Here is a 13,225-nt window from a genome sequence, read left to right on the forward strand (position 1 = left end):
AAAGTGAAGACGGTTAAAGCAACCTAGGGCCCTCAGCAAGCGAAATGAGACCGATCACCCCGCGTAGTAGACTGGAAACCGCGGCGTGCAGCTTCCCAAGGTTCGTCAGCAGATCCTCGCGCGGCGTGTAATCCAGGGAAGCATCCAGGCTCAGGACGGTTTCCGCCACGTGCCGAACATCGCCAAATCCGTCGATCAACCCAAGCGTCCGGCTTTCTTCTCCCGACCAAAACATGCCGGTGAAGAGGTTGGGATCCTCCGTCAGTCGCTCGCCTCGGCCTTCTTTTACAACACCGATGAATTGCTGGTGAATGGTCGCGAGCGTCGCGCGAATTTGGGCCAAGGCCTCAGGTTCGGGCTCGGTAAACATGTCCATGATCCCTTTGAATTTCCCTGCGGTATACAGCCTTCGCTCGATGCCGAGCTTTTCCATCAGCCCGGTGAAGCCGAAGGAATCCATCCGTACGCCAATCGAGCCGACGACGCTTGCCCGGCTGGCGTAGATTTGATCGGCCGCCGCCGCGATGTAGTAGGCGGCGGATGCGCCCATGTCGTCAATGACGGCTATAACCGTTTTGCCAGAATACTTAGCTTTGAGCGCCTTGATCTCGTCGTAGACCATGCCGGCCTGGACCGGACTGCCGCCGGGGCTGTTGATCTCGAGAATGACGGCCTTCGCAGACTCGTTCGAAAACGCCCGGCGAATACCTTGGATGATCCGGTCGGCGTTGGCTCCGGACTCGGCTGAAATCTCCCCCATGATTTTGATCACTGCGGCATGGGGACTGTGCTGCGCTTTGAACGTCTGCCAGCCTGAAAAGGCGGTCATTACCAACATCAACGCCACAAAGCTGTACGACAGCGCCTTGAAGGCGAAACGCCACCGCCGGGACCGGCGCCATTCCTTCAGGTTTTCTTCAACAATTCGTAGCAGAGCCTCACGCGCCCAGCCGTCATCCGATGCATTTTGGTTCTTCGGGGTGAAGTTGGTCGGGTCGGTCATCGCGGGCTCCGTCAATTTGCCTGGTTCTTGGATTGGTTTTCGGGCTCGATGAAATACAGCGTCTCGCCCCGGTGGAAGATGACGGGATACGGCCGTTCGTTCGTGGGCGCGCTGTAGATGTACACCCAGTCGGGGAGAGCGGCGCTCATGCGTTGAAGATGGGGGGCTTTGCCAATGGCTATCCTTTCCTCTGGTTTATCATGAACATCTCTCAACGGATGAAATAACCACGCGCCGGCAAAAGCCTCCACAAAGTAAGCGGCCTTACCACCGATCCACTCCGGCGACTTTGACAGCGGTCTGAGCGATTCCAGCTTAAGCGGACGCGTGTAACAGCGTTGTCGTTGGCCATCACATTCACCACCTTCAATGACATGATTTGTCTCAACGGTATCGCTTATCAGTCCGGGGTATCGTTCGGTCTCCGTTCGGACAAACCGGTACGGCTCTGGCAACGTTTTCATGTAGGTATCGAAGAGCAGAGCGCTTAACTTTGCTGCCGCCGCTTCTTGATTTAGCGCCTCGCTTGCCGGCATCCAGACCCAAATATGATTTTCGAGGACCGGATGTTTTCGGGGTGCCGATGTGAGCACACTCAAAATCGACATCGCGCCGGCGCCGGCGAGTGAAAAACCAGGCGGCGCGATCCCGGCGCCCGTTAACTTGCGAACTCCTGTAGCAAGGCCTGCGGCATGAAGGAGCTCCCGACCGGCGGCGCCGGAGTCCGTGCCCTTCAACGCCGCGGCCAATTGAGCGCGCGGCACGTCGTTGAGCGGCTCGGGTTTTCCGGTATAGACGTTGGGGCTGGTCAGGCCGGTTGCGAGCGCGATCTGCAAAGCGAGGCTGTATTTCGGATCGCGTTCGTAAAAGTCGACCGGATGAAACCGGCCGAACATCGCGCATCCGGCATTTGCTAAAGACAAACCGATCAAGATGGCTCCCCGTAAAAACAACCTTTCCACTGTCGTTCTCCTTCTATCGATTGAAATTCACTTTGCCCCCAGGGTTCGGAAACACACGTCACTTTGGCCCCAAGGCCCAGCCTTGTTCCTCGGCCTCGCGGCGGATCGCCGGCACGTCGAGCCCGTCAAGCCGGGTTCGGTTGCGGTCCAGCGTATTCTGGCGCGTGCCGTCGACGTTGAGCCGGCTGCCCGCGCCCGTCAGCTGATCCAGGTTCAGTTTCGCGGCGGCGCTCGCCGCGTCCGGCAGATGGCCCGTGGCTGCCAGGATGGCCAGCCATTCGTCGAGGTTGACCTTGGACCAGTCGACATACTGCAATTTCTCGACCGGAATGCCGCTGCAATCGGGTTCCTCCTTCTTGCCGAAGCTCATGCCGAGTTGGGGGCGGATCTGTTCCTGCAGGATCCTCGCGAGCGGCGACGCGAAGCAACAGTAGCTCTCCTTGTGCAGGAAACAGACGCCGAACTCATTCGTCTCCTCGCAATACGTGCCCAGGTAGGTACAGCTCTTCAGCTCCTTCCTAGCCACCAACTCATACTCCGACTGCTCGCACTCGAAGACGATCTGGACGACGATGACCACGATCATGTAGATGGTGTAGGCCATCATGATCATGTTCAGCGCAGTGCCAACATAGGCGCCGCCGCCGCCGAGTTGCAGCGTGCCCCCCGAATTGGAGGCGAGTTGACCGGACGGCGTGAAAGCTGATTGAGCCCCGTTTGTCGTGGCATAGCTGAACAGAAGGTTTCCCGCCGCCCCCCCGAACGTCTGCCCCACCCAGGTTGCCACCTCCTTCATCAGCATCGTCTGGAACTGGCTGATCAGCCCCTCCTTCGCCACCGTGCTCGCCGCGGCCTCGGTCGATCCGGTGATCGCGTTCACTGCCTGGTCGTAGAATCCGGCGACCGTGTCCCAGACGCTGACGACGGGTTTTCGAAGTTCCTCCCACGCGCCCAGCGTCCTATTCGCTTTGTGGAGCCTCACGATCGCGCTGTCTAGCTGCCCGACGGCGAACAACAGATCGATATAGTCGCCGAGGTCGGTCGAGGTCGGCGCGTTGCAACAATCGACCAGCGTGACCAGTCCGCCCGCGATCTTGCACGCGCGCGCCTCGCCCTTGAAGACCCGGCAGGTCGTGAACTCGAAGCCCTGCCCTTCCTGCTCGTTGATCACGGTCTCGCACACCGTGTCCATGGCCATTTGCTGCGATGCCTGAAGGGCGGCCACCGCCCGCACGAAATCCTGACTTTGGGTCCGGTCCACGGTGACGCAGTCCTCGCCCATGCAGCGGATCGGACCGGCGCAGGTCTGCTTGCTGGCGCTTCGGAGCGTCGGAATGGGTTGCGTCGTGCCGCAGTCGTAGAGGTCGCTGGACCGCCAGCAGGCGCCCGAGGCTCCCCCTTGCGCGCCGTCCACGCACTCCGAACGGATGAACGCGCAGCCTTCGGCTTCGAGAGCCTCGCAGGATTGTCCGCCCTCCTCGCCCGGCGTCAGGCAGTGTTCGCCCGCGCTGTCGGTCCAGCAGGACCCGACACCGCCGGTGAAATCGCACTCGGCGTCGATCGAGACGGCGCCGCAGGTCTTGCCGAGTTGCGGGAACAACGGCTCCGGCAGGTCCGATTCGCAAATCCGCACGCCATTGTATTCGAAACACTTTTGCTGAAGCGCTGCGTTGTACATCCCAGGATCTTGGGTACAGCTCACGCTGGTGTTCCGGCACAGGTTGTCCTGAACCGCGCTCACTAGCTCCGGACATTTCGCATTCGACCAGAGCCACTCGACCTTCTCGATGCGCTCGACGCTGAAATACAGCTTCGCGGCCATCACCCAATTTTCGCCGCCGACGTCGTGTTGCCAAAACGTGCCCACCAGGCCGTTTTCGCAGGACGGCATCTGCGCAATGCCCTGCGAGACCGAATCGTCGACCTGATAACCGCCGTCGTTGCTCCAAAGACCGGAATCCAGCCAGCCCACGGTCTTGACATGGCGAATCCGGTAAGGCGCCGAGCCGTCGCAGATGGTCGCGTAATCGAGTTTTGGTACGACGATGCTGCCGCCTGCACCGATATCGCTCCACCAGGTGCCTGTGCCGTTTTTCAAATCGAAGCTAAAGGAAACGTTGTGCTTGCCAATCGTGCCGAGCTTCACCTCGACCGTGTCCTGGGAAACGGTGTACTGCCGGGTCGCGGTGCAGGCGGACGGCGGACTCGGCACACGGACACAGGTCTTGTAGTCGGGCAAGCGAGCCTCGAATTCATCGTCCGTGAAGACCGTGGAGGCCGTGCAATCGGCGAACGTTTTCGCGAACAGGTCATGGTGGTCGAGCACATCGTCGGTCTTGGTCCAGACCGGATCGTTCCTGAGGTCCGGATGGGCGCGGTGGGCGGCGTCGATCACGGTCCGGTACGCTTCGCCGGTCTGGGTCGCTTCGGTCTTGAGCGCCGTTTGGGCATCGAGGCCCGCCGCAACGGTGCCGGCGTTGTCCCCGTACAGCCCGGTAAAATCGCTCAGGTTGCCCTGATCCGCATCGGGAAAGAGATCCTTGACCTGGAGTGACGACTCGTGCGCAGTGCCCGGATTTAAGGTCAGCGTGCCATTAGCTTCGTTCAGATCCGGAAAGTGGAAGGCCTCGACCGCCGAACGGCCGGCCGTCTGGCCCTGACTCGCTGCCTCATCGAACGCATCGCCATAAGCGAGGCCAAACGGCGTCCAGGCGACCGCGATATTGAGCACGGCGACGAGGGGCCAAGTGAAGACGGGATGGCGGCGGACCCAGGCTGGCGTCATGGTTCAGATCCCCGCACAGCAGTCCTGCCAGCGCCACAGGAGATAGACATGATCTTCGCCGGGCCCGGGATAGGTTCGGCCCACGCCCCACCGGAAGGTGCTTTCGCCGATCGCGTGCGTGCGGTCCGTCTCGGCCACCGGATAGAAAAGACTCATCCGGTACTGGTTCTTCGGCATGAACGGGTAGATGTTGCCGCCGCACAAGGCGTCGTTGCCGACCGTCTTCCACGCCAGCCCGCGCCGATGCAGGGCCGCCGTGGCGCGGGTCGCGAGCAGGCTGGAAATCCGCGGATCGGTGCCGGCCGAGGTGTAGGCCACCCCGGATAAGGGGTACATGTGACCCCAGGTGCCGGCACACCAGAACATCGCATCGATCGGGTGGCCGGCGGTGGCCGCGACGCCGTCGGCCGCGCAGGCCGCGACCGCGAGGGGATTTGCGAACAGCGCGGCCTCGGGGTTGGTGAAAAAGGCGAGTTCGTCGTCGTTCCAGGTGGGATCGAGCTCGGACACATAGAGCAGGTCGAAATCGCGGTACCCGTCCACGTTGCAGCGGTCGTCCCAGAACAGGTCCAGCAGGATGTAGAGAGGAAAGGCGTAATAGTGATAGTTGTAAAAGGAGGTCTCGCTGACATCGTATTCCGCGTGCCCCGCTGTTCCGAGGAGCCGGAGACTCGCGAGATCGGATTCACTCAGCCTCGCCCCGCCCAGGGACGGCGCGCACCACGGGGTCCGCACGATCTCGATCAGCCGGGCGGGACTCCAGAGTCCCAGGGTCAGGCCCAGCTCCGGAATCCCCGTCGGCGAATCGCAGGCACAGAGGATCTTGTCGCTGACGCCGTCCGGCACCTCGCCGTCTCCCCAGGTCCCGCCCGCAATCCGGATCGGAAACAGGCAGCCCCAACAGATGTCGGTGATCAACTTGCCGGACCAGACTTCCGCGTCGGGGCACAGGGGATCCAAGGCTTTCCCCTCCCCCTCCTCGGCTGCCGACACATTGGTCTTGGCCAGCGACAGACCGGTTATCAACAGTGCCAGGCCCAGGGCGTTAACCCGCCTTCGGATGAAAGCGGACCGTTTCATGAGGACTCCTTTTCTCTCGCTTCCGGACTCGCGGCCTGAACCTCCCGCACGCGGATCATCTTGCCGTCCGCTTCCACTACCGAAGGCACCCGCTCCAGCTGAAAACGGTTGCGGACATCCGGCGTGAGCAGGAATACCGGGCTATCGAGCCGGTGTTCGAGCTCGGCCAGGGCTGTCCCGCCGGCGTCCCGCGCAAGGCGCGTCGCGAGATAGAGCACGCGCTTCCCCTGGGCCTCCCGCCCGAGCCGGCGTGCCGTCTCGATCTGGGCCAGGCGCGTCCCGTCGAACACCACCAACCGGAGGCTGAAGGGCCGCTTTTCCAAGGGATTGACGGTGTCGCCGGCGCGCACGATCACCGTGCCGTCGGGCGCCACCAGATCGCGCGGCGCGGTCACGGTGAGATCCACCTTGCGCTCGCGGGTCTCCGTCGCCTCCGGGAGTTCGACGAACCGGCCCCGGTCCCAGAAGCGCGCCAGCGCGAGGCGCTTCTTGTCCTGCCAGTCGATCGCCGCCAGGCGGCGCTGCATCTCCTGGATCAGATCGATCTCCGCAACGGATTCAATCGGCCCCTGGACGCCAAGGTCGCCGCGGCGGCCCGCGTCCAGCTGCCGGCGGAACCAGTCGAGCCCGCTGACGCCCCGGACACGGGCGAGCACCCGCCCCTGTTCCTCCAGCATCATTTCCGGGACCGCAGTCACGCCGTGGGTTCGAAAGCGGTGGGGGTCGAGGCCCACATTCGGTGCGGAGTCGAGGTCCTTCAGGAGGTCGCGGAGTTCCGCGATGAAGGTCGGAATCTTCTGACCCGGCCGGGGGCCGCGGAACACGATCAGCACATCGGATCGCCCGGCCGCCTCTTCGAACAGCGCCTTGAGCGCGTCATGCCCCATCGCGGCGGAGACGTAGATCACGGTGCGCCGGCCGGACAGGCCGTCCCCGCCGGGCGTTGGCGTGCCGAGACCCGGCAGGTTCGGCTTCGGCGCAGCCTTCATCGTCTCCCGCGCCTGACGTTCGGCCGCGTCCCGGTGCGGATTAGCGTCCAGCCAGGCCGGCCGCTCCGCTTCGCCGGCGGCTTCGAGAATGGCGCGCGAGCGCGTCAGCCAGTCCTCCTCGGCCCATCCCGCCACGGGGCGCAATACGGCGAAAACCAGCGCGGCAAACCCGACGCGTTTAAAACAGCGCATAGGCCCGGCCGATGATCTGACGGTCGTACATGTAGCCCCAATAGCGGGAGTCGAAGCTCTTCGGGGTTGTCCCGGTCACCCAATAGGCGCGCGGCGGCACGGTCTCCTCGCGCCGGAACGCGGCTGGATCCTTCTGAAGCTTTTCCGAGTGGGGCAACCCCCGTGCGATCTCCGCGCCGTTCACCATCGTATGAAACTCATCCACGCGAACCCGATCGCCGCTGACGCCCGCCACACGCTTGACGATGGTGCGCCCGTCCTCGAAATAGGGCGCCATGCGCTCGGCGCGGAACGCGACCAGATCCCCGCGCCAGATGTCCCGATCGTAGGTGTCGATCAGAACGATCCTAGCGCCCTCGAGGCAGGTATCCTTTTGCGCGTCGATGCCAAGGCGGAACCGGTGCCCCAGGTAATACTCGGCCGCAAGAATCAGCGCGAGCAGCGGCAGCGCCCGTCCCAGGAAGGCGCGTAACGGCACGCGCCGGCGCGCGGGTGCGGTGTGAAGCGGTAAAGCGTCAGTTCGTTGGTCGAACATATAAGTCCTCCGGGGCGGCCAGAACGGCGGTGGCGTCGATGATGAGGTAACCGGCGGCTTCCAGGCGCGAGGCTTGCTCGCGCAAGGCGGCGACGGTACGGTGAATCTCGGCTTCGGAAGCCGACGGCGGAAGCGACTTGATGACGGCCGCGCGGTCGAGGACGAAAACCGGGGTGGTCAGCGCCAGGCGCTCCAGCGGTTCGGTGAGCGCCTGGCGCACGGTCAGGGTGCCGGCCAGCGCGCCGCACACGGCGGCGATCACGACCATCGCCAGCATCCAGGTAACCTTACGCGGCATGGGCGTGCTCCCGCGTGTCCCGCGCTTCGAGGACCCGGCGGATGGCGTCGTCGAGGTTCAGCCCCTGGCGCCGGTATTCGCGGAGCGCCTGCACGTCCTGCGGCTTGGTGGAGAACAGGATGCGCTTGAAGGGATCGACGATCAGCCGGCCAATGCCGGAGCCCATTTCGGTGAGAAAGAAGATCTCCGAATAGGCGCCCGGCAGCGTGTGCACCGTCTTCAGGAGTTCATAGCCGCCCTCGCTCAACGGCAGGCGGCGGTCCTGCCTCAATTGGTCGATGACCTCCGCCTTTTGACCCAAGAGGTACATGTTGGCCGAATTCTCGACGATGGCCCGTCCCGCGGGATTCCGGTACAGGTCGTTGACGGACTGGGTGATGGTGATCGCGGCGCCGCCGTATTTCCGGAACCGCCGGTAGCCGTGCTCCATGAACTTGGAAACGTCCCCCTCGGTCAGGAGGTCCCAGGCCTCGTCGATGATGACGATCTTCGGCCGGGCGCGCTCGCCCAAGAACATCGTCTGCTGGATCTGATAAATGAGCTGCAGGAGGACCACCTGCTGCAAGTGTTTCCGGCCCTTGAGCTCCTCCAGTTCCAGCACGGTGAAATCGTTCCGAAACCGGGCGGTGTTGGGTCCGTTGAAATAGCGGCCGTACTCGCCATGGGCCGTGAACGGGAACAGCTGCATCCCGATGTCGACGACGCGCTGGTCGGTCTCCGCGCAGAGACGGTCCGCCACGTCGTCCACGCTCATCGCCCGGCCCTTTTCGGTCCAGAGATCCTTGAGCACGCGCTTGAGACTCGCGGTCTGGAAGTCGGTCAGCTTTTCGGTGGGCGCCGCCATCGCCGTGACGAGGCCCGCGACCATGTCCGCCTCTTCCGCCCAATTCTGGATGAGCGGGAACGGATTCAGGCCGATCACGGCCTCGTGCGTGAACTGGATGAAATCGCCGTCGAGCATTTCGGCCAGGTTCTCGTAGGACCGGCCGACGTCGATGACCCAGACCTGGGCGCCTTCGGCGAGATAATTGGCGATGATCTCGTTGGTCAGGAACGACTTGCCCTTGCCCGATTCCGCAGCGATGCAGAGGTTGTAGTTGCCGGTGGTGTCGAACAGCGACACGCTCATCTGCTCCCCGTTCCGGGAGATGAAATTGAGGGTGGGCGTCCCGGTGCCCTGCCAATCGCCGAACAGGGGCAAAAGCGGAATGGCGTGGCGGGTCGCCAGCGTCCGGTAGCGTTGGAGCGAAGCGATCGCCGCGCGCTCGGCGCCGAACGGCAGGCAGTTCAGAAACAACGGCAAGGCGAAATACTTGTCCTCCAGCAATTGGAAGCCCAGCTCCCGAAAGTACACCCGCGCATTGGACACCGCCTGCGCCTCCTCGGCCTCATTGCAAAAGAGCGCGAGGCCGAAATAGGCGCGGATCGGCCGGTCGCCGTCGGCGAAGGCCTCGAACAGAATGTCGAAGTTTTGCTTCCGCTGTTGCAGCACCGGTAGAAACCGAGCGATCGGTGTCGCGGCCTGATTGGTGATGAATTGGCGGACGCTCTCGAGCCGCGCGCGGGTGCTTTCCGCATCCGGATAGTGCAGCGTGACCGTGATCAGCACGTTTTGCCGGATGCCGCGCGTGCCCGACAGGAGGTCGCCCAAATAGCTCTTGGCGCCGCCGAAATACATCTGATCGGGGGTCCGTTTGACAGACAGCATCTTGACCCTTTTCCGCCCGAGCCAGAGACCCCGCTCGTCCGTGCGGAGGTCGGTGTCGTAGTCGAACAATTGATCGCGGATGAGTTGCCGGATATCGCACTCGGGGATGATCCGGTCCTTCCAGCCGGCCCGGTCGCCCCAATTGAGGATCGTCGAGAGCGTCCGGACGTAGAGATCGTTGCCGAGCGCCTCGGGTAGGAGGCCGATGGTCGCAAGCGACTGTTCCGTCGCCATCCTGAGTTCCGCCGCGCGGGCCAGATCCTGCCGGCTCGGCCTGGGGGCCACGATGGGGAGCTTGACGGCGACGATCACCTGGGTGCGGCGAAGGCGCGCGCCGGACACCGTTTCCGGCGGGACCTCGGTTCCGTTCCGGAGAAACTCGACGGCGGCCTCGGTCATGGCCTGATAGGTCGCTTGCGTCTGCCGGAGACGGCGTGCCTTCATCACCGCGAGGGACTCCTCGATGTCGGGCGAGGTCCAGAGACTGACCTGGAGGAGCGTATCGGTGGGCCAATCCTGGTTCAGCAGAACATTGACGCGGGACGGCAGATTCGGGTCGGCGCCGGTCAGGGGCCGGCAGAGGAATCCGAAACTCAAGGACTGATCCGCGTGGAGAAACAGTTTCTCGTCGGGATCGTAGGCCAGGGTGGTGAAGAGCTCATCCACCCGGTGGACTTTGGGAATTTTCATGGCGTCTCCGTTGGCATATGGTGGCCGTTGTCACGCGTGGACGGCGGCGATGTCAGCTGGATCGTATAGGGCTTGAGGGCAACCACCCTGGCCCGGTTTCCTTTCACCAACTGACGGGCACGCGCCGGATGGCACGGCTTTAACGGCTGTCCGTTCCGGTCGATGACCTGTACCGTGGACATACGATTCGATCCTGTCGCGTTCTCGAAGGGCCCGGCGCACGCTCAAGCGCGCGCCGGAGCCGTTTTCAGCAATGCACCTCCTGACGGTTTAAATGACCGCCGTCACGATGTTGTCGATGATAGTCGGGGTCGCGAACAGGCCGACGCCGCTCGCCACGCCCATGACGAATCCCATGATGCTGCCGCGAACCACCCCGGCCACCAGACCGACGATGACGAAGCAGATCGCGATGACCCGGCCGAGAATGCCGGAGACCCAGCCGGTCAGAGTGGCGTAGATGTCGTTGAACTCGGCGCCGCCGGCCCCGGCCATGGCCTCGGGCGCGAGGAGGACGAGGAACGGGGCGACGAGGGTCAGTAGCGCCACCGTGGTCGTGTGTCGCCGAGGCGGCGTGGCGCTCGGCCGGAACCCCTGGATCGGGTCGCGAACCGTTTTGGGCTTGGATCCTCCGAACAGCTTCCCGATCCAGCCCGACACCTTCTTTCGAATGCACAGCATTCGATTGCACATGACGTTCATAAGTAACTCCGTGGATATCGAAAGGCGGTTGCCCGCCGATCCTCGGGAATCGCTTCCCGGTCGGTGAGGCGGTTGCCCGCCGGTCCTCGGAGCGTGTGTGACCCCGGTGGCTTGCGCGGTTGCCCGCAGGCCTCGGCCCCCCGGTTCAGGTCACTTAAACCCTGAACCGAGGCGCTGGTGTTGTTCGCCTAGTCGTCGTCGGTATCGGCCGAAGGTACGAAGACGCCGGTGCCCGCCGCAGATTTTCGCGGCGACGTTTCCGTCGGGCGCTGTTCGACCTGAAGGGGAGCCAGCGACGGCGCGACCGCCGGCGCCGCCGGGCCGATCATCCAGCGGCGCGACTCGAGTTCCGTGTAGATGTAGCTCGACACCATCAGATCGCCCTCGGCGTCCTCCCACGGAGCGATCCAGACCCGCATGACGCGGGACGGGGTCCGGATCGGCGTCGGGTCGTCGATCTTCGGGTACGGAGCCCGCGCCCATCGCGCCGGAGCCACGTCGGCGGGCGCGGCACGCACTTCCTTTCCTTTCTTTCGGGCATCGGCCGATGACGGCGGCGAAACCGAATGGTTCGAGGCCTTATAGGCGTCGGTGGTGGACAGACAGACGGGATCGTTCGGCATGCCCTTGCAGCCATACTTGGCGGCGCAACCGCTCAGCGCCACCGCGATGGCGACGAGTGCGAGCCGTCTCATGAGCGGCCCCCTTTGACGTTCGGTAAGGCCCGTTCAACGCGCGCGGCCGCCTCCCCGGCCAGCCAACCGGCCAGGTCGTCCGGCGCTCCCTTGAACGTGCGCCCGTCCGGCGCGATCAGGAACGGTACCGCGTCGATCCCGAACAGGTGCGCCGTTACCAATGCTTTCTGCATCGGCGTGCGATCGCAGTCCGGGCCTACCTCGGCCGGAATCCCGTCGTAGCGCTGATGCATCAGCGCATCGCGTGCCTGATCCCTGGCCCCGGTTTGCAGGAGGCAACCGAGTCTGACCACCAGGCTTTGCGATTCCGCCCCCAGGACCGGCACGGAAACCAGCTGGAACGTGTAACGGTCCATGAGGGCCTCCATCTGATGCTGCACCTTGGCGCAGTACGGGCAGCGCGGATCGACGAACACCACCGCCTGTTCCCGGCCGGTGCCGTAGGTCACGGGTCCCAGATCGTCGAGCTTCAGTTTCATCCGGGCGAGATCGATGCGGTTCGCGATCCGGTCCACATCCTCCAGGGTCTCGATCTTGACCTGGTTCCACACGTCGGTGACGGTGCCTTGGAACACGAACCGGCCGTTCGGCGACAGAAAGAACGTCCGGTCGCCGGATTTGACCATCTGGAGCCCCGAGATGGGCAACGCCTTCAGGCCGTCGATCTTGACATTCAGGAGGTCCACCGCCGGCAAGGCCGCCGTCATCGGCAGACCGTCGCCGGCGGCCGCCGGCCCGCTCAGAGCGCCGAGCACCGGAAGAAGAGACAGGGTCGATCGGAGGGATGTCGAAGTCATGAGCAAATCCTCGTTGTTGGCGTCAGATTAACGGGTTGCGGCTGTCCCGGCGCTGCAAAAAATGGCCAAAACACGCACTTTGGTTCGGCAATTCGGCACCCAAAACCATACGGTACAGATGAATGTCCCCTTCGGCCGGTGTGCCGCAGTGCATGCGCAGCATCCGTGCGACGGCTGCCGAATATTAGTTCCTGAAGCCGAAGCGGAACCCCATGATGGCCGTCATGGGGATGACTATTACCGACACCGCGACGGCAGCGTCTAGAAGCGAGCGCATAGCCGAGGCGATCGTGGCCGGATCGGCTTTGTGAACCTCCCGCACGATCTCGACGGACGATTCCGGTGGGGAAAGCGCCGTGCCGGCTGCCATCCAGAACGCCAGACCAGGCACCACGATGACCAGCTTGCCGAGCGCGACCAAGACCATGTGACCGAAGTTAAGCAACTGCGCCACCGCGTTTCGGTAGTCTCGGAAAGCGGACCGCTGCATCGCGGCGTACTGCGCATCGGTCACGGTGCCGATCTTCACGCCGTTCATCAACACGTCCCAGGTCAGGGTGTTGCCGGCGGCAATGCGTCGGGCATAGACCGCGCTCTGCTGATCCAGCCAATAGTTGAGGCCCACGCTGGCCGCCGCCGTCAATGCTGAGATGGTCAACAGATCCAGCCACCCGCGATCAGCCCTCCAAAAAAACGAGAACATCAGAACGGCGACGACCGCTAGCATGGTGGTCAGCGCCCAGCGTTTGAAGTTGTACATGCATGGATACTCCGTGTTTGTTTAGCCAA

Annotated in this window: 13 protein-coding genes; all 13 read right to left on the minus strand. The window is 63.5% G+C overall.

The window, feature by feature from the left end:
- Window positions 1–13 precede the first annotated feature (13 nt).
- The 13 genes from ACR2TX_RS00090 to ACR2TX_RS00150 all read right to left on the minus strand — a co-directional run bounded on the left by ACR2TX_RS00090 (window position 14) and on the right by ACR2TX_RS00150 (window position 13,196).
- The gene (locus tag ACR2TX_RS00090) at window positions 14–1,003 is read right to left on the minus strand and encodes a S49 family peptidase (RefSeq protein WP_139841048.1); all 990 of its coding nucleotides are present in this window, start codon (window positions 1,001–1,003) and stop codon (window positions 14–16) included.
- Window positions 1,004–1,014: 11 nt separating this feature from the next.
- Window positions 1,015–1,965 (minus strand): hypothetical protein, encoded by a 951-nt coding sequence (locus tag ACR2TX_RS00095; RefSeq protein WP_086133862.1) that lies wholly within the window; start codon window positions 1,963–1,965, stop codon window positions 1,015–1,017.
- 58 nt (window positions 1,966–2,023) lie between these two features.
- Window positions 2,024–4,750, minus strand: coding sequence for a conjugal transfer mating pair stabilization protein TraN (gene traN, locus ACR2TX_RS00100; RefSeq protein ID WP_086133863.1), 2,727 nt, complete (start codon window positions 4,748–4,750; stop codon window positions 2,024–2,026).
- 3 nt (window positions 4,751–4,753) lie between these two features.
- Window positions 4,754–5,830, minus strand: coding sequence for a TraU family protein (locus tag ACR2TX_RS00105; RefSeq protein ID WP_086133864.1), 1,077 nt, complete (start codon window positions 5,828–5,830; stop codon window positions 4,754–4,756).
- Entirely contained in the window at window positions 5,827–7,011 is a 1,185-nt protein-coding gene (locus ACR2TX_RS00110; protein WP_086133865.1) for a TrbC family F-type conjugative pilus assembly protein, read from the minus strand. The genes ACR2TX_RS00105 and ACR2TX_RS00110 overlap by 4 nt, the downstream gene beginning before the upstream one ends.
- On the minus strand, window positions 6,998–7,546 hold the full coding sequence (lepB, locus tag ACR2TX_RS00115) for a signal peptidase I (protein WP_086133866.1): 549 nt from the start codon (window positions 7,544–7,546) through the stop codon (window positions 6,998–7,000). Before lepB ends, ACR2TX_RS00110 begins: the two co-directional genes overlap by 14 nt.
- A complete protein-coding gene (locus ACR2TX_RS00120; protein WP_086133867.1) occupies window positions 7,527–7,844 on the minus strand; it encodes a hypothetical protein in 318 nt (105 codons plus the stop codon). Before ACR2TX_RS00120 ends, lepB begins: the two co-directional genes overlap by 20 nt.
- Entirely contained in the window at window positions 7,834–10,242 is a 2,409-nt protein-coding gene (traC, locus tag ACR2TX_RS00125) for a type IV secretion system protein TraC (protein ID WP_086133868.1), read from the minus strand. The genes ACR2TX_RS00120 and traC overlap by 11 nt, the downstream gene beginning before the upstream one ends.
- Complete coding sequence (locus ACR2TX_RS00130) at window positions 10,239–10,424, minus strand: RRXRR domain-containing protein (RefSeq protein WP_086133869.1); 186 nt, start codon at window positions 10,422–10,424, stop codon at window positions 10,239–10,241. The genes traC and ACR2TX_RS00130 overlap by 4 nt, the downstream gene beginning before the upstream one ends.
- 88 nt (window positions 10,425–10,512) lie before the next feature.
- A complete protein-coding gene (locus tag ACR2TX_RS00135) occupies window positions 10,513–10,944 on the minus strand; it encodes a TrbC/VirB2 family protein (protein ID WP_240506892.1) in 432 nt (143 codons plus the stop codon).
- A gap of 188 nt (window positions 10,945–11,132) precedes the next feature.
- Window positions 11,133–11,639: a TraV family lipoprotein gene (locus ACR2TX_RS00140; RefSeq protein ID WP_086133870.1), complete on the minus strand. Its 507-nt coding sequence runs from the start codon at window positions 11,637–11,639 to the stop codon at window positions 11,133–11,135.
- A complete protein-coding gene (locus ACR2TX_RS00145; RefSeq protein ID WP_434129747.1) occupies window positions 11,636–12,436 on the minus strand; it encodes a DsbC family protein in 801 nt (266 codons plus the stop codon). Before ACR2TX_RS00145 ends, ACR2TX_RS00140 begins: the two co-directional genes overlap by 4 nt.
- A gap of 184 nt (window positions 12,437–12,620) precedes the next feature.
- Complete coding sequence (locus ACR2TX_RS00150) at window positions 12,621–13,196, minus strand: hypothetical protein (protein WP_086133872.1); 576 nt, start codon at window positions 13,194–13,196, stop codon at window positions 12,621–12,623.
- Window positions 13,197–13,225 lie beyond the last annotated feature (29 nt).

The sequence above is a fragment of the Methylocaldum sp. GT1BB genome, assembly GCF_051027545.1.
In the GTDB taxonomy this organism is placed as follows: Bacteria; Pseudomonadota; Gammaproteobacteria; order Methylococcales; family Methylococcaceae; genus Methylocaldum.

Excerpts from the sequence above, each read along its gene's own strand:
- ACR2TX_RS00090 (WP_139841048.1), bottom strand. The coding sequence starts at position 1,003 with ATGACCGACCCGACCAACTTCACCCCGAAGAACCAAAATGCATCGGAT.
- traN (WP_086133863.1), bottom strand. The coding sequence starts at position 4,750 with ATGACGCCAGCCTGGGTCCGCCGCCATCCCGTCTTCACTTGGCCCCTC.
- ACR2TX_RS00105 (WP_086133864.1), bottom strand. The coding sequence starts at position 5,830 with ATGAAACGGTCCGCTTTCATCCGAAGGCGGGTTAACGCCCTGGGCCTG.
- ACR2TX_RS00110 (WP_086133865.1), bottom strand. The coding sequence starts at position 7,011 with ATGCGCTGTTTTAAACGCGTCGGGTTTGCCGCGCTGGTTTTCGCCGTA.
- lepB (WP_086133866.1), bottom strand. The coding sequence starts at position 7,546 with ATGTTCGACCAACGAACTGACGCTTTACCGCTTCACACCGCACCCGCG.
- ACR2TX_RS00120 (WP_086133867.1), bottom strand. The coding sequence starts at position 7,844 with ATGCCGCGTAAGGTTACCTGGATGCTGGCGATGGTCGTGATCGCCGCC.
- traC (WP_086133868.1), bottom strand. The coding sequence starts at position 10,242 with ATGAAAATTCCCAAAGTCCACCGGGTGGATGAGCTCTTCACCACCCTG.
- ACR2TX_RS00130 (WP_086133869.1), bottom strand. The coding sequence starts at position 10,424 with ATGTCCACGGTACAGGTCATCGACCGGAACGGACAGCCGTTAAAGCCG.
- ACR2TX_RS00135 (WP_240506892.1), bottom strand. The coding sequence starts at position 10,944 with ATGAACGTCATGTGCAATCGAATGCTGTGCATTCGAAAGAAGGTGTCG.
- ACR2TX_RS00140 (WP_086133870.1), bottom strand. The coding sequence starts at position 11,639 with ATGAGACGGCTCGCACTCGTCGCCATCGCGGTGGCGCTGAGCGGTTGC.
- ACR2TX_RS00145 (WP_434129747.1), bottom strand. The coding sequence starts at position 12,436 with ATGACTTCGACATCCCTCCGATCGACCCTGTCTCTTCTTCCGGTGCTC.
- ACR2TX_RS00150 (WP_086133872.1), bottom strand. The coding sequence starts at position 13,196 with ATGTACAACTTCAAACGCTGGGCGCTGACCACCATGCTAGCGGTCGTC.